The 15,153-nt window shown below is 71.7% G+C and carries 15 protein-coding genes; 8 read left to right on the plus strand and 7 right to left on the minus strand.

Going from position 1 to position 15,153, the window contains the following annotated elements:
• Window positions 1-120: 120 nt before the first annotated feature.
• The 6 genes from AB0G15_RS31950 to AB0G15_RS31975 form a co-directional block, all read right to left on the minus strand.
• A complete protein-coding gene (locus AB0G15_RS31950; RefSeq protein ID WP_362846897.1) occupies window positions 121-513 on the minus strand; it encodes a ChaB family protein in 393 nt (130 codons plus the stop codon).
• 75 nt (window positions 514-588) lie between these two features.
• Window positions 589-1,590 carry a DNA topoisomerase IB gene (locus AB0G15_RS31955; protein WP_362846899.1) on the minus strand — a complete coding sequence of 334 codons (1,002 nt, stop codon included), beginning with the start codon at window positions 1,588-1,590 and terminating at the stop codon, window positions 589-591.
• A gap of 118 nt (window positions 1,591-1,708) precedes the next feature.
• Window positions 1,709-2,602: a DUF2268 domain-containing putative Zn-dependent protease gene (locus AB0G15_RS31960; RefSeq protein WP_362846901.1), complete on the minus strand. Its 894-nt coding sequence runs from the start codon at window positions 2,600-2,602 to the stop codon at window positions 1,709-1,711.
• A gap of 93 nt (window positions 2,603-2,695) precedes the next feature.
• Window positions 2,696-4,147, minus strand: coding sequence for an FAD-dependent monooxygenase (locus AB0G15_RS31965; RefSeq protein ID WP_362846903.1), 1,452 nt, complete (start codon window positions 4,145-4,147; stop codon window positions 2,696-2,698).
• A gap of 1 nt (window position 4,148) precedes the next feature.
• Window positions 4,149-4,742, minus strand: a complete 594-nt coding sequence (locus tag AB0G15_RS31970; protein ID WP_362846905.1) for a PadR family transcriptional regulator — start codon at window positions 4,740-4,742, stop codon at window positions 4,149-4,151.
• 171 nt (window positions 4,743-4,913) lie between these two features.
• A complete protein-coding gene (locus AB0G15_RS31975) occupies window positions 4,914-5,678 on the minus strand; it encodes a hypothetical protein (RefSeq protein WP_362846907.1) in 765 nt (254 codons plus the stop codon).
• A 193-nt stretch (window positions 5,679-5,871) separates the two neighbouring features.
• On the opposite strand from AB0G15_RS31975, the gene AB0G15_RS31980 reads away from it, so the two are divergent.
• The 5 genes from AB0G15_RS31980 to AB0G15_RS32000 all read left to right on the plus strand — a co-directional run bounded on the left by AB0G15_RS31980 (window position 5,872) and on the right by AB0G15_RS32000 (window position 10,272).
• Window positions 5,872-6,876, plus strand: a complete 1,005-nt coding sequence (locus AB0G15_RS31980; protein ID WP_362846909.1) for a MoxR family ATPase — start codon at window positions 5,872-5,874, stop codon at window positions 6,874-6,876.
• A complete protein-coding gene (locus tag AB0G15_RS31985; RefSeq protein WP_362846911.1) occupies window positions 6,873-7,853 on the plus strand; it encodes a DUF58 domain-containing protein in 981 nt (326 codons plus the stop codon). Before AB0G15_RS31980 ends, AB0G15_RS31985 begins: the two co-directional genes overlap by 4 nt.
• Window positions 7,850-8,797, plus strand: a complete 948-nt coding sequence (locus tag AB0G15_RS31990) for a VWA domain-containing protein (protein ID WP_362846913.1) — start codon at window positions 7,850-7,852, stop codon at window positions 8,795-8,797. Before AB0G15_RS31985 ends, AB0G15_RS31990 begins: the two co-directional genes overlap by 4 nt.
• A 139-nt stretch (window positions 8,798-8,936) precedes the next feature.
• Complete coding sequence (locus tag AB0G15_RS31995; protein WP_362686291.1) at window positions 8,937-9,548, plus strand: methyltransferase; 612 nt, start codon at window positions 8,937-8,939, stop codon at window positions 9,546-9,548.
• A 166-nt stretch (window positions 9,549-9,714) separates the two neighbouring features.
• Complete coding sequence (locus AB0G15_RS32000) at window positions 9,715-10,272, plus strand: TrmH family RNA methyltransferase (RefSeq protein ID WP_362846915.1); 558 nt, start codon at window positions 9,715-9,717, stop codon at window positions 10,270-10,272.
• A 22-nt stretch (window positions 10,273-10,294) separates the two neighbouring features.
• Here the strand turns inward: AB0G15_RS32000 and AB0G15_RS32005 are convergent, their stop codons facing one another.
• Window positions 10,295-12,046, minus strand: coding sequence for a ubiquinol-cytochrome c reductase cytochrome b subunit (locus tag AB0G15_RS32005; RefSeq protein WP_362846917.1), 1,752 nt, complete (start codon window positions 12,044-12,046; stop codon window positions 10,295-10,297).
• A 257-nt stretch (window positions 12,047-12,303) separates the two neighbouring features.
• Between AB0G15_RS32005 and AB0G15_RS32010 the strand changes: the two genes are divergently transcribed.
• The 3 genes from AB0G15_RS32010 to AB0G15_RS32020 all read left to right on the plus strand — a co-directional run bounded on the left by AB0G15_RS32010 (window position 12,304) and on the right by AB0G15_RS32020 (window position 15,035).
• Complete coding sequence (locus AB0G15_RS32010) at window positions 12,304-13,101, plus strand: glycerophosphodiester phosphodiesterase (protein ID WP_362846919.1); 798 nt, start codon at window positions 12,304-12,306, stop codon at window positions 13,099-13,101.
• 86 nt (window positions 13,102-13,187) lie between these two features.
• A complete protein-coding gene (locus AB0G15_RS32015) occupies window positions 13,188-14,543 on the plus strand; it encodes an MFS transporter (RefSeq protein WP_362846921.1) in 1,356 nt (451 codons plus the stop codon).
• Between the two features lie 147 nt (window positions 14,544-14,690).
• Complete coding sequence (locus AB0G15_RS32020; RefSeq protein WP_089205581.1) at window positions 14,691-15,035, plus strand: RNA polymerase-binding protein RbpA; 345 nt, start codon at window positions 14,691-14,693, stop codon at window positions 15,033-15,035.
• The last annotated feature ends 118 nt before the right edge of the window (window positions 15,036-15,153 follow it).

Genomic DNA, 15,153 nt, shown 5'->3' on the forward strand with positions numbered 1-15,153 from the left:
CGACATAAGGCGCTTTATAGCAATAAGGAGGAGAATCTTCACAAAAAGGAGCAGTGGTTTACGCATGACGGCACCCGCCCGGGGACACGTCCCCGGGCGGGGTCTCCGGCGGTCAGGAACTCAGCGGGCCTTCGCCGTGGCCCGCCGGTTCGCCTTCTTGATTGCCGAGACCAGCTCCTCCTTCGACATCGTGGACCGCCCCTTGACGTCCAGGCGCCTGGCCACGTCGTAGAGGTGCTGCTTGGAGGCGTTGGCGTCCACCCCCTCGGCGGTCTTGCCCGCCTTGGGCCTGCTCCGGGCGGCCTGGGCGTCGGACGGCCCCTTGCGGCCCTTCGGCTCCCAGTGGTCGCCGACCTTCTCGAAGGAGTGCTTCAGCGCGGCGAACGCCGTGCGGTGCGCCCGCTCCCCCTCCCCGTAGGTCTCCACCGCGGAGTCATGTGCCTTGATCCACGTCTCCTGCGCCTTCTTCGGCGAACGCCGCAGGGTGGTCGGGATCTCCTCGCGTGCCGGCATACGTGGTCACCTCTCCTCTCCTTCGCAGGTCACAACCTCAACGGCGACATGCCCGCCCGATCGCCGATCATGCCGTCACCTCCCGCCCAGCAGGGAGAGAACGGCCCGTTCCACGGCGCCGTGCGTGGCCGGCTGCCCGAACCCGGTGTCGGCCCCCAGACGGTCGAGCGCCCGCACGACGGTCCTGCCCCGGGCGTACGCGTCGATGACGCGCGGGTCGATGTAGGAGGCGCGGGCGACGGCCGGGGTGTTGCCCAGGTAATCGGCCACCTCGCCGACCACCCGGTTGACCGCCCTCCTCCTGCCGGTCCTGGACCGGGCCCGGGAGGAGACGGCCAGGCCGACGGCGGCCAGGACCGTCGCGTGCCAGGTCCTGAAGTCCTTGGCGGACACCTCGGTCTCGAGCGTCTCGCGCAGGTAGGCGTTGATGTCGTCGCTGCGCACGTCCGCCCACCCGGAACCGTTCCGGTAGCGCAGCAGTTCCCCCTCGTCCGCGGCGTCGCGCAGAGCGATGATCACCTTGCACACGTCCGCGTCGACGATCTCCACCTCCCTGGGCTTGCCGCCCTTGGCCGGGTAGGAGCAGGTGACGCGGCCCGCCGAGCACGTGACGTGCTCCATCCTGAGCGTGGCCAGCCCGAAGGACTCGTACGACTCCCCGCCCACCCGGAAGAACCCGATGTCGAGCATCCGCGCCGCGGCGGCCAGCACCCGCTCGCGGGTCAGCCCGCGCTGCCCCAGGTGCTCGGCCACCCGCTCCCTGAACGCCGGCAGCCGCTCGGCCATCCGCCGTACCCGGTCGAACTTCGCCCGGTCCTGCTCCTCGCGCCAGACGTCGTGGTAGCGGTACTGGCGGCGTCCCGCGGCGTCGGTGCCGGTCGCCTGGATGTGCCCGTCCGCCGACCGGCAGATCCACACGTCGGTCCAGGCCGGCGGCAGGGCCAGCGCTCTGATCCGGTCGAGGGTACGGCGGTCGCGGACCTGCGTGCCACCGGGACGGTGATAGCTGAACCCCCTGCCCCGGCGCCGTCGCAGGATGCCGGGCTCGGCGGGGTCGCTCTGCCGGAGTTCGCTCACGACCGGCCCTCTACCCCGCGAACCCCCTCCTATGAGAGCGACGGCCGAACTCCCGGGGAGGGAGGGCGTGAGGGTGACCCGGGCAGAGAAGTGACGAACCGCTGCCGGCCCTGGTGATTCACTTCGCCCGGGACGGCTGGACAGTCACCCCGGCGTTGCGCAGGATCTCCTCCCCGGGCAGCACCGTGCTCCGCGCGGCCGTCAGGCCGGACGCGGCCAGGTGGGCGTCCACGATGCGCAGGCCCACCCCGTAACCGGCCATGTCGGGGACGCCGACCGGTTCCCGGCCGAACCTGCTCATGGCCGTGTCGCCCAGCACGTAGGCCGGGGTGTTCCACATGCCCTGCAGACCGGCGGCCGCGGTGATCGTCTCGTACGCGCGGTCGAACTCCGCGCCGATCACCATCCCCGACCACGGGCCCATGGCCTCGGGGCCGGACAGTTCCCTGACGAACGCCTCGGCGAGCCCCTCGGACACGACGTGCTCGCCGACGGTGACCGTCGCGGGGTTCCACTCCACGTTGTGGTAGCGCACCTGGTGGTGGAACTCGTGCACCGCGCAGTGGGCGATCCTGCCGATGACGTCGTCCGAGGGCCAGGCCAGCAGGTAGAGCCAGCCCGGCGAGCCTCCCATGCCGTAGTAGCCGCCGGCGACGTTCGTGAGGTACGCGTCGCCGGGGTCGCCGAGCACGAGCATGACCTGCAGGCTCTCCGGCCCCTTGATGTCCGGCACGGCGTCGCCGAGATGCCTCCAGGCGGCCCGCAGGGCGTCCTCGATCTGGCCGCGCACGTCCTGCTCTACCAGCCGCCGCAGTGCGGGAAGGTGGCGGTCGTCGTCACGGTCCACCCGGAAGCCGCCGCCCGTGTGGTGGATGTCGACGAGGTCGCCGGGCATGGGAATGGCCTCGCGCATGGGCGCCAGCATCGCGCGCAGCGCCTCCGGGCGCCGCTCCAGCGGGAGACCCGCCAGGTCCAGCATGGCCCGCGGGGTGTCGTGAACGGTGATTTCCATGCCCGCGACGGTAAAGGCTCCCGTTACGGGAGACTCAAGCTGATTACCGGCGAGGACCCGGGGGAACGCGGGGCGGTCGCGGATCGCCCGTCCTCAGGGGCGCGCCACCGCCTCCTCTTTCTCTGCCGCTTTCTCTGCCGCGCCGTCGGTCCACAGGCGGCCGAAGCTCATTCGCTTGACCGGCGGCAGGGTGTCGCACAGGCGGAACCAGGCCTTCGCGCCGCGCCGGACGAGAGGACTGCCGGAGATCATGAACTCCGCGAACCTCGCGGAGGTGCGGACGGCGCCGAAGCCGTACTCGCGCATCCGGGTCTCGTAGCCGCCTATGGCCTCCGTCAGGGTGCCCCGGCCCCGCTGGAACGCCGCCAGCCTGCTCGCCAGCAGGGCGGCGTCGCGCAGCGCCGTGTTGGCGCCGAAGCCCATCGCGGGGGTCATGTTGTGGATGGCGTCCCCGAGCAGCGTCACCGGCGTCGCGGGCCACGGGCCGACGGGGACGGAGGTCTTGAACGGCATCAACTGGACGCTGGCCGGATCGGCCTCGGCGACCAGGCGGCGCAGGGCGGGATGCCAGCCGCGGGTCATCGTCCCGGCCAGGTCCTTGAGCCCGTCGCCGTCGAGGTCCGCGGCCCCGGCCGGATAGGTCCCGTGAGGGGCGACGAAGGCCCACAGCACGTAGTCCTGGAGGTCGTCGGCCAGGGACCTCAGGTCGAGCCCGAACCCGGCGAGGCCGGTCTCCAGATCGGCGAGGTCCCCTTCCCGCGCGGTGCGGCCGGCCCCTCCGGCGGCGGACCCGGGCGCGCGGGCGGAATCGGCACCCGCCCGCCGGGCGAGGAGGCTCTCCGCCCTGCGCCTGCCGTTGAAGGCCGCGGTGAACATGGCGCTCCCGCTCGGTGGCAGGACGAGGTTGAGCCCGTCGGCGAGGTTTCCCGGCAGCCACCCGCGGACCTCGTCGTCCAGTGGCAGCCGGGCGCCGATCGCGAGCGCGCCGGTGTCGACGCGGCGGGCCCGCGGCAGATACTGGCTTCGCACGCGCGAGTTGGCGCCGTCCGCGCCGACCAGCACGTCCCCGGTGGCCGAGGTGCCGTCGGCGAAGAAGGCGACGATCCTGCCGTCCGGCCTCACCTCGTAGCGCTGGAACGTCCTGCCGTGGTGGACGACGCCCTCCAGCCCGGCCAGCAGGAGCCTGCGCAGGGTGGTGCGGCTGACCGCGTACTGGCCGCCCGAGGGGTCGGCGGCCCCGCCGGTCATCACGCTCTCCTCCACGAAGACGAGTTCCCGCAGCCGGTGGGTGTGGAAGCCGAAGCCGGGGCCGGGGTGGCCGGAGGTGGCGAGGAACGCCTCCCACAGCGGGCCCGGCAGGCAGCGGTGCAACGCCCGGCTGCCGATCTGGTTCAGGTGGATGCGGTAGCCCCGCACCCAGCCGGCGGCGTCGCGCTCGCGCTCGTAGACCTGGACGTTCACCCCGGAGGGCAGCAGCGCCTGGGCCAGCGCCAGGCCTCCTATGCCGCCTCCGACGACGAGGACGTCGAGTGGTTTTCCGGGCATGTCAGGCTCCTTCGCCTTCGTTGTCGTCAGGGGGCGTCCCGGGGGGTCCCCCGGCGGCGCCGAGGAGCCGGGGCAGTTCCTCGAGCAGCGTCTCGTGCCAGGTGATCTCCGCCCGCAGGCGGACGAGGGTGTGGTCGAAGCCGAGCGGTTCGAGGCCGCGGAGGTGGGGGGTGGCCGCCTCCCTCAGGCGCTGCCAGGTCTGGAGCTCGGCGGTGAGCTTGCGGTGCCGGTCCTCGATGACGGCCCGCAGCTCCTCCTCGCCCATGTCGGAGCTGAGCTGGAGGGCGAGGTCCACGGGATCGGGCCGCAGGCGGGTGTCTCGCAGGGCCGCCTCGCGCAGCGACTCCAGCTCCAGCCCGCCGTCCTCGGTGATCGCGTAGACGGTCCGCGCGGGGAGGTTGCCCTGCTGCTCGGTGCGCACCGTCTCGATCACCCCTTCGGCCTCCATCCGGTGCAGCGCCCCGTACAGGGACCCGACCTTGATGTCGGTCCACAGCTCGGTCCGGTCCGTCTGCGCGCTCTGCCGGATCTGGTGACCGTGCATCGGCCCCCGGCGGGCCAGCGCCCCCAGGATGAACAGTCGTGTACTACTCATGCGACTACTCAAACACGAGTAGGTGGTGGTAGTCAATAATGAGTACTCGCAGACGAGTACCAAGACGGCGACCATCCATGGGATCGCTCCGGCCGGACGCCCGCCAGACTCGCCTCGAGCCCGACGGGCATGTCCGGCCCCGATGCGTCCGGACGCCCCCGGGAGGGCTCCCTAGATGGGCTCGCCCTCGTTCTCGTCGCCCTCCTGCGGGCCGGGCGTGCCGGTCCCGCTCTGGCTCGGCGACGGCGAGGGGGTGGGCCGGCCCGGCTCGGGCGTCGCCGGGACCGGCGGCGGGGTCGGGATGAACACCGTGGGCGGCAGCGGCCTCGGCAACGGCTCGGAATCGTCTTCCCTGCGCAGCAGGAACCAGACCATCACCGCCAGCAGCACGAGCAGCGCGGTCAGCACGACTCCGGCGATGATCACGGACCTGCGGGTCTCGGTCGGCGGCGGCGCGCCCTTGGGCGGCGCGGGCAGCGCGGGCGAGCGGTCGCCCACCCAGTGCGGCGCGAAGTCGGGGCCGTGCTGCTCGCCGATCAGCGTGCCGCTGACCAGCACCGGCTCCAGGAACCGCTCCGCCCCGGCCCTGTCGGGCTCGTACGGCGTGGCCACCCACGGGGCGCTCCCACCGTCCATCGCCAGCACCTGCGGGATCGTGTCGGCCACCGCGGTGCGCGCGCGTGTCGCCCTGGCCATCCAGCCCCGTACGCCGGAACGGCTCGCCGTCGCGTCGCGGACCCCGGTGACGAAGCGGTCGCGGGCCGCCGGGTCGAGCGCCGCCCCCTTGGTCAGCACCGCGACCGAGACGGCCCGGCCGTCGGGCGCCAGCCCGAGGTAGACCAGCCCGGCGGGTCCCACGCGCAGGCGGGCCTGCACGAGGAAGGGCCCCAGCTGGGGCGGGTCACCGTACTGGAGTGGAGTGGCCACGTCTGACATGAAAGCACACCCGGCCGATCACACCACGCCCCGCGGGTGCCGGGATCGGGCCGCCCCGCGGGCACGCGGGAGACGCGCGGGAGGCGCCTCGCGGGCACGCGGCGGGCACGCGGCGGGCACGCGGCGGGCACTGTCAGGAAATACGGAGCGGGCCCGTCGTGCGAGCCGCCATTTCATTTGATGGAATACCGACATGACCGTCGCCGAAGAACTGCCGAGCGAGACCGACACCGGATTGCTGCGCGACGCCCTGACCGAGGTCCGGCGGGTCATCGTCGGGCAGGAGCACATGGTGGAGCGGTTGCTCGTGGCGCTCCTGGCCAGGGGCCACTGCCTGCTGGAGGGTGTGCCGGGGGTGGCCAAGACCCTGGCGGCCTCGACCCTGGCCACGGTGGTCGGCGGGGAGTTCGCCCGCATCCAGTTCACCCCGGACCTGGTCCCGAGCGACATCGTGGGCACCCGGGTGTACCACCCCTCCCGCGAGGCCTTCGACGTCGAGCTCGGCCCGGTGTTCGTCAACTTCCTGCTCGCCGACGAGATCAACAGGGCCCCGGCCAAGGTCCAGTCGGCGCTGCTGGAGGTCATGGCCGAGCGGCAGGTGACCCTCGCCGGGGAGACCCATCCGCTGCCGAGGCCGTTCATCGTGCTGGCCACCCAGAACCCGATCGAGTCGGAGGGCGTCTACCCCCTCCCCGAGGTCCAGCGCGACCGGTTCCTGTTCAAGGTCCGCGTCACCCATCCCAGCGCCCACGAGGAGCTGGAGATCCTGCACCGGATGAGCGTGACCCCGCCGACCCCCAAGCCGGTGCTCGACCCCGCGCGGCTGGCCGCGCTGCAGTCCATGGCCGACCAGGTCTCGGTCCACCAGCTCGTCGCCGACTACGTGGTCAGGCTCGTGATGGCCACCCGCTCACCCGCCGAATACGGCCTGGCCGAGCTGCAGGAGAACATCGAGATCGGCGTCAGCCCCCGGGCCACCCTCGGCCTGGTCGCCGCGGGCCGCGGCCTGGCGCTGCTGCGCGGCCGCGACTACCTGCTCCCCGACGACGTGCGCGACGTGGCGGTGGACGTGATGTCCCACCGGCTGATGCTCACCTTCGACGCCATCGCCGACGGGATCGACCCCGAGGACGTGGTCCGCCAGATCCTCGCCGCGGTGCCGCCCCCGCTCGTCGTCTGGAACCAGGGCCCCCGGTGACCGGCCTCGAAGGCGCCGGCGATCCTGACCTGAGCACGGCCGAGCAGGCGTTGCGGCGGCTGGAGCTCACCATCGTCCGGCGCCTGGACGGGCTGCTGCAGGGCGCCCACCAGGGGCTCCTTCCCGGTCCTGGAAGCGAGTTCGGCGACAGCCGGGTCTACGTGCCCGGCGAGGACGACATCCGGCGGATGGACTGGTCGGTGACCGCCCGCACGACCGTCCCGCACGTGCGCGACCTGATCGCCGACCGGGAGCTGGAGACCTGGGCCCTGGCGGACCTGTCGCCCAGCATGGACTTCGGCACCGCCGGCATGGAGAAGCGGGACCTGGTCGTGGCCGCCGTCGGGGCGATCGGCTTCCTGTCGGGCCGGATCGGCAACCGCTTCGGCACGTACGTCCTGCACGACGAGTACGTCCACCGGATGCCCGCCAGGAGCGGCCGCCCGGCGCTGTACGGCCTGCTGCACTCGCTGATGGACGCCCCCAGGGGCCGCGTCGTCGCCGGTGCCCCCGATCTGGCCGAGGCGATCGAGATCCTGGCCTCGGCGCGGCGGCGGCGCGGCCTGCGGGTGATCGTCTCCGACTTCCTCGACCCCGAGCCCACCCTCGATCCCGGCCTGGAGCTGCCCTGGGAGCGGCCGCTCCGCCGGCTGGCCGCCCACCACCAGGTGCTGGCCGTCGAGGTGATCGACCCTCGCGAGCTGGAGCTGCCGCCGGTCGGGCTGGTCAGCATGACCGACCCGGAGACGGGACGCAGCCGCCAGATCCAGCTCACGCCCAGGGTCCGCCGGGCCTACGCGGAGGCCGCCGCCGCGCAGCGGATGACCAACCAGGTGGCGTTGCGCCGCTGCGGGGTGGCCCACCTGGTGCTGCGCACCGACCGCGACTGGGTGTTCGACATCGCGCAGTTCGTGCTGCGGCAGCGCCGCATGGCGCACCTGACCCATCGGCCCCCGAGGTCGGGAGCGACACGATGACCTTCCTCTCTCCGGCCTGGCTGTGGCTGTTCGCCGCGCTGGCGCTGCTCGTGGCCGGCTACGTGGCCGCCCAGTTCGCCCGGCGCCGCTACGCGCTGCGCTTCACCAACCTGCCCCTGCTGACGCTGGTGGCCCCCGCCGGGCCCGGCTGGCGGCGGCACGTGGCCCCGGCGCTGTTCCTCGTCATGATGAGCCTGCTGATCGTGGGCGCGGCCCGTCCCGCCGACTCGGTGCGCATCCCCCGCGACCGGGCGACGATCATCATCGCGCTGGACGTCTCGCTGTCGATGGAGGCCGACGACGTCCAGCCGAACCGGATCACCGCGGCCAAGGAGGCCGCCCAGAAGTTCGTCGCGGATCTGCCGGAACGGTTCAACGTCGGGCTGGTCGCCTTCGCCCGTTCCGCGTCGGTCGTGGTCTCGCCCACCACCGACCACCAGGCGGTCGGCACCTCCCTCGGCACCCTGACCACCCGGGCGGGCACCGCGATCGGCGAGGCGGTGTTCAGCTCCCTGGAGTCGCTGCGCTCCTTCGACCAGCAGGCGGTGACCGACCCGCCCCCGGCCGCGATCGTGCTGCTGTCCGACGGCGACAACACCTCGGGACGTTCGGTGGCCGAGGCGATCGACTCGGCCAAGGCCGTACGGGTCCCGGTCTCCACGATCGCCTACGGCACCCAGGAGGGGACGGTCTCGATCGACGGCCGCGACGTGAACGTACCGGTGAACAAGGCCACCCTGCAGACCCTGTCGGAGGGCACGGGCGGCCGGGCCTACGAGGCGGAGTCGGGCAGCGAGCTGAAGCAGGTCTACGAGCAGATCGGCACCTCGCTGGGCTACCGGACGGTCAACCAGGAGATCACCCAGTGGTTCGTGGTGGCGGCGGTCCTGGCCGGGCTGCTGACCGCCGGGGTGTCCCTGCTGCTGGGGTCGCGGATCCCCTGACCCCCGCGCCCCTCATCCGGCGAGGGCGGGCGTACGGGCGGTGGTCACGGCGCCGGGGCACGGCCGGGGTCACGGCCGGGGTCACGGCCGGGGCACGGCCGCCCTGAGCCGGTCCCGGCCGTTGGTAACGTTCTACGACGTGGCACATTACTTCGAGGAGCGTCCGGAGACCGCGGGCCGTCCCGGCTCGGTCACGCTCGTGCTCCCCGACCTCCACCTGAGACTGGAGACCGACAGCGGGGTGTTCTCCGCCGAGCGCGTCGACCAGGGCACCCGGATCCTGCTGGAGAGCGTCCCCCCTCCGCCTCCGGGCGGCGACCTGCTCGACCTGGGCTGCGGCTACGGGCCGATCGCGCTGACGATGGCCTCGCGCGCCCCGGAGGCGACGGTCTGGGCGGTGGACGTCAACCGCAGGTCGATCGAGCTGTGCGCGAGGAACGCCAGGGCCGCCTCCCTTGACAAAGTAAGGTCGATGCATGTCGACGAGGTCCCGCCGGAGGTGCGGTTCTCCGCCATCTGGTCCAATCCGGCGATCCGCATCGGCAAGGCCGCGATGCACGAGATGCTGACCCGCTGGCTGTCGCGCCTCACCCCGGACGGCGTCGCCCACCTGGTGGTCCAGAAGCACCTGGGCTCCGACTCCCTGCAGCGCTGGCTGAACGAGCGGGGCTGGCCCGCCGAGCGCGTGGCCTCCCGCTCCTCGTACCGGATCCTCCGGGTGGAGGCGCGCCCGGAGGCGGAGCCGCGGTGAGCCCTCCCGCTCCCCCGCGAGCACGCCGGCGCGACGGGCACAGGCGGACGGACACGAACGGGCGAGCACAGGCGGGCACGGGGCGGCGGCACGGTGGCGGGCGAGAAGCGGATCACCGCGAAACACGCGGAACGAACGAGGAACGACGAGGAACGGTGAACGACCGATGACGGCGAACCCCCGCAGGCAGCTGCGCCCGACCGATGTCAAGCGCCTCAACCGCACCTGGCGGAGGAACACCGAGGGACGGCTGGCCCTGATCCTGGAGTCGGTGACCGGCCCGTTCAACATCGGTTCCATCTTCCGCACGGCCGCCGCCTTCGGCGTGGAGCGGATCTGGCTGGCGGGCAACGCCACGCCGCCGACCAATCCCAAGGCGCAGAAGACCGCGCTGGGCACCGACCGCCTGGTGGCCTGGGAGGAGCCGGTACCCGTCCTGGAGGCCGTACGGGCGGCCAAGGAGGACGGGTTCGCGGTGGTCGCGGTGGAGCTGACCGGGGACGCCGTGCCGCTGTCCGAGGCCAAGCTGGGCGGGGACGTGTGCCTGGTGGTGGGCAGCGAGGACCACGGGTGCTCCCCCGCGCTGCTGGAGGCCGCCGACGGCGTCTGCTACATCCCGCAGGTCGGCCGGGTCGGCTCGTTCAACGTCGCGGTGGCGGCGGCGATCGCGGTGGCCGAGGCCCGCCGCCAGGAGTGGGCGGGCAAGGTGCCGTCCGAGGAGTGAGGGCGCGCGGCCGCCGGGCCGGTCACGGCGCCCTGTTCTCGTCCGTTCCCGGCCCGACGACCGCGCGCCCGGCACGGTCGTGCCCGTCGTGCTCACCGCGCCCGGCACGGTCACGGCCGTCGTGCTCGCCGTGCCCGTCGTGCTCACCGCGGCCGGTGTGCTCACCGTGGCCGTTGTGCCCGTCGTGGTCCCGGTCGCCGTCGAGCGGGACCTTCTCCCCGCCGTACGCCCTGCTCATCATGGCGCGCAGCCTGCGGAGCGGGTGATGCTTCCCGTTGTGCGCCGGGACACCGTCCCCGTCGCCGTCCTCGGCCGTCCCCGCGAGGATCGGGACCGGCTCCTTGCCCCGCACCTGGGCCTCGATGGACTCCAGGGGCGGGACGTGGACCTCGATGTACTCCCCCGTGGGACGGCGCTTGATCACACCGGTCTCCACACCGTGCCCGAGAGCCTCGGCGTCGCGGCGCTGCAGGCCCAGGCAGATCCGGTAGGTGACGTAGTACGCCACGGCCGGGCCGAGGAAGACCAGGACCCTGCCGGTGTAGATGATCTCGTTTATCGAGAGGCGGGAGTTCGCGGCGATCACGTCGGTGGCGGCCATCAGCCACAGGACGCCGTAGAACGTGACCGCCGACAGGCCGATCGCGGTGCGGTGCGGGTTGTTGCGGGGACGGTCCGCGAGGTTGTGCTCACGGCGGTCCCCGGTGACCCACTGCTCGGCGAACGGGTACAGGACCAGGCCCAGCAGGATGATCCCCAGCGGGACCAGCGCCGGGACGATCACGCTCATCGGCAGCGTGAAGCCCAGGAAGTTGATCTCCCAGGAGGGCATCAGGCGCAGCGAGCCGTCCAGGAACGCCAGGTAGAAGTCGGGCTGGGAGCCCGCCGAGATGTCGGACGGCGTGTAGGGGCCGTACAGCCAGACGGGATTGATCTGGGCGAAGGTGCCCAGCAGCGCGATGATGCCGAAGGTGAACATGAAGTAGGCGCCCGACTTGGCCATGAAGGAGGGGTAGGTGGGCGCGCCCACCACGTTGTCGTTGGTACGGCCCTTGCCCGGCATCTGCGTGTGCTTCAGCACCCACGTCAGGATCAGGTGGGCGGTGATGAGCGCCAGCAGGACGCCCGGCAGGAGCAGGATGTGGATCGAGTAGAACCTCGGGATGATCTCGTCGCCGGGATACTCGCCGCCGGTGAGGAAGAAGGTGAGCCAGGTTCCGACCAGCGGCAGTGACTGCGCCACGCCGGCGGTGATCCGCAACCCGGCGCCGGACAGGAGGTCGTCGGCCAGCGAGTAGCCGGTCAGGCCCTCGAACAGGGAGAGGGCCAGCAGGGCGACGCCGATCAGCCAGTTCAGCTCGCGCGGCTTGCGGTACGAGCCGTTGAAGAACACCCGGAGCATGTGGATCATCATGCCGCCGATGAACAGCAGGGCGGCCCAGTGGTGCATCTGCCGCATCAGCAGGCCGCCGCGCACGTCGAAGCTGATGTCCAGTGTCGAGGCGTACGCCTCGGACATCGCGATGCCCTTGAGCGGCGAGTAGGAGCCGTTGTAGACGACCTCCTCCATGACGGGCTTGAAGAAGAACGTCAGGAACGTGCCGGTCAGCAGCAGGATGACGAACGAGTAGAGAGCGATCTCGCCCAGCAGGAAGGTCCAGTGGTCGGGGAAGATCTTCCGCATGTTCCGTTTGAGGAACCCCGCCGCGCCGAGACGGTCGTCGGCGAACCCGCTCACGCTCGCCAGGCGTCCGGACGTGCTTCCCTTGCTCATACGCGGCCTCCGTTCTCACGGACCTCCGCCTCGACGTCGCCGCGCCCCGGAGAACCGGAAATCAGGCGAAACGGCGAGGTCAGCCGTGGACAACCAGGTATCTCCCATCATCCACGGCGACGGGCAGGTCAGGGCAAAGCCCTGCCCGGGGTCCGGCCGCGTCGGGGCCGTCTCCGTGTCCCTCCCGGAGCCTTGTGATCCAAACGTTCACCCGCCCGCGATGACGCGTCCAGCTCGCAGGGGGCATACTCCTGCACGTGCAACGCCGTTACCCCTTCCTCGACCATCCCGGCCCCCTGCCCTTCGCCCACCGGGGTGGAGCCGCCGAGGGCAGGGAGAACACCTTCCCCGCCTTCGAGCGGGCCGTGGAGCTCGGCTACACCTATCTGGAGACCGACGCGCACGCCACCGCCGACGGGGTGCTGCTTGCCTTCCACGACCACACCCTGGACCGGGTCACCGACCGCCGGGGCCGGATCGCCGAGCTGCCGTACCGGCTGGTGCGCGAGGCGCGGATCGGCGGCGTGGACGAGATCCCGCTGATGGAGGACCTGCTGGGCTCGTGGCCCGAGGCGCGCTTCAACATCGACGTCAAGGAGTCGGCGGCCATCGCGCCGCTCGCCCGGGCGATCGGCAGGACCGCCTCCCACGACCGGATCTGCCTCACCTCCTTCTCCGAGGAGCGGCTCGCCAGGGCCCGCGCCGCGATCGGCCGCGAGGTGTGCTCCTCGCTGGGCCCGCGCGGCGTGGCGACCCTGCGCGCCGCCGCCACCACCTCCGGGTACGGCCGCCTGCTCGCCCGCCTGGCCCGCGCCGGGGTGCCGTGCGCGCAGGTGCCGGTGGGCTTCCGCGGCCTGCGGATCACCACGCCCGCCCTGATCCGCACGGCCCACGCGCTCGGCATGCAGATCCACGTGTGGACCGTCAACCACACCGGGGTGATGGAACGCCTGCTCGACCTCGGCGTGGACGGCCTGATGACCGACAACATCTCGGGGCTGCGCGACGTGCTGGAGTCCCGCGGCCAGTGGTATCCAGGCCGTCTCGCCGCGTAGGCCGCGCGGGCACGAGTCCCCCCGCCCGTTCCCCGCTCCTCCCCCGATTCCCCTCCCCCCGCCCCCCGACAGACCGAGGACCGCTCATGACCTCCGAACAGGCCGTCGAGGACTCCCCCCAGTCCCGGCGCCGCGAGCAACGCGGCTGGTACTTCTACGACTGGGCGAACTCCGCCTTCCCGACCACCATCCTGACGGTGTTCCTCGGCCCGTACCTGACGACGATCGCGGAGACCGCCGCGCAGGGACGCCAGTACGTGGACGTGATCGGGTTCGACGTGCGGCCCAGCGCCTACTACTCCTTCGTGGTGGGTTTCGCGGCCATCCTGCAGATCATCCTGATGCCCCTGGTGGGCGCGCTGGCCGACCACACCGGCCGCAAGAAGGAGCTTCTCGCCCTCTTCGCCTACCTCGGCGCGGGTGCGACCGTCTGCTTCTGGTTCGTCGCCGACGGGCGCTACCTGCTGGGCGGCGCGCTGTTCCTGGTGTCCAGCGTGGCCTTCGCCGCCGCGTTCGTGATCTACAACTCGTTCCTGCCGGAGATCTCCACGGCGGACGAGCGCGACAAGGTCTCCGCCAGGGGATGGGGTTTCGGCTATCTCGGCGGCGGCCTGTTGCTCGCCGTTCACCTGGCGCTCTTCCTCGGCCACGAGGGCCTGGGCATCACCGAGGGCGACGCCGTGCGCATCGCCCTGTCGTCCGCGGGCCTGTGGTGGGGCGGGTTCACGATCATCCCGCTGTTGCGGCTGCGCAACCGGCGGGCGCTCCCCTCGGGCGCGGAGACGACCGCCCAGGCCGTGACGGGCAGCTTCCGCCAGCTGGGCCGCACGATCAGGGAGCTGCGGCGCTACCCGCTGACCCTCGGCTTCCTGGTCGCCTATCTCATCTACAACGACGGCGTGCAGACCGTCATCTCCTTCTCGGCCACCTACGCCGACAAGGAGCTCGGGCTGGACCAGACCGTGCGGATCGCGGCGATCCTGATGGTGCAGTTCGTGGCCTTCTTCGGGGCGCTGCTGCTCGGCCGGTTCGCCACCTCGTACGGGGCCAAGCGGGTCGTGATGGTCGCGCTGATCGCCTGGATCGCCGTGGTGGCCGTGGCCTACTTCCTGCCCAGGGGAGCGGCCCTGCCGTTCTTCGCGCTGGGGTTCGCCATCGCGATCGTGATGGGCGGGACCCAGGCCCTGTCGCGATCACTTTTCTCCCACGTGATCCCGAAGGGCAAGGAGGCGGAGTACTACAGCCTGTACGAGATCAGCGACAAGGGCTCGACGTTCCTCGGCTCGTTCACCCTCGGCCTGGCGCTCCAGCTGACCGACAGTTACCGCCTGGGCATCATCTCTTTGGTGATCTTCTTTGTGCTCGGTTTCGTGCTGCTCGCCCTCATCGACCTGCCCAAGGCCATCAGAGCGGCGGGAAACCGGGTGCCGGAACGCCTCTGAGAAACCCCGAAAAAAGGGCCCTTCACAGACCGGGTCAAGAACGTGCGATTGGATCACCCTGTCTGTGGGAATCCACACACGGTATCAAGCGTTGTACGCCGTGGGAGACGAACCCCTCACGACGGGGCCCTCAGGAGGCATTCAGACATGGGCGAGCGTGCGCTACGCGGCACCAGACTCGGGGCGACCAGCTACGAGAACGACCGCAACACCGATCTGGCCCCGCGCCAGGAGGTGTCCTACACCTGCCCGAAGGGTCATCGATTCGACGTTCCGCTTGCCGCTGAAGCCGAGATCCCGGCGACCTGGGAGTGCCGCATGTGCGGCGCGACCGCCCTCCGGGTGGACGGCGAACTGCCGGAGGCAAAGAAGGCCAAGCCCCCACGGACGCACTGGGACATGCTGCTGGAGCGCCGCACGATCGAGGACCTGGAGGAGGTGCTCAACGAGCGCCTGGCGATTCTACGCGCCCAGCGCCGCAAGAGCGCCTGACCGATTCGGAGAGTTCGGAGAGTCGCGGACCCTCGGCCCCCACCAGGGCCGGGGGTCCTCGCTTCCCCGGTCCCGGTCCCGGAGTCCCGGTCCGGCCGCGGAAGGGCGTCCGGCTCCT

Source organism: Streptosporangium sp. NPDC023825, from assembly GCF_040639575.1.
In the GTDB taxonomy this organism is placed as follows: Bacteria; Actinomycetota; Actinomycetes; order Streptosporangiales; family Streptosporangiaceae; genus Streptosporangium.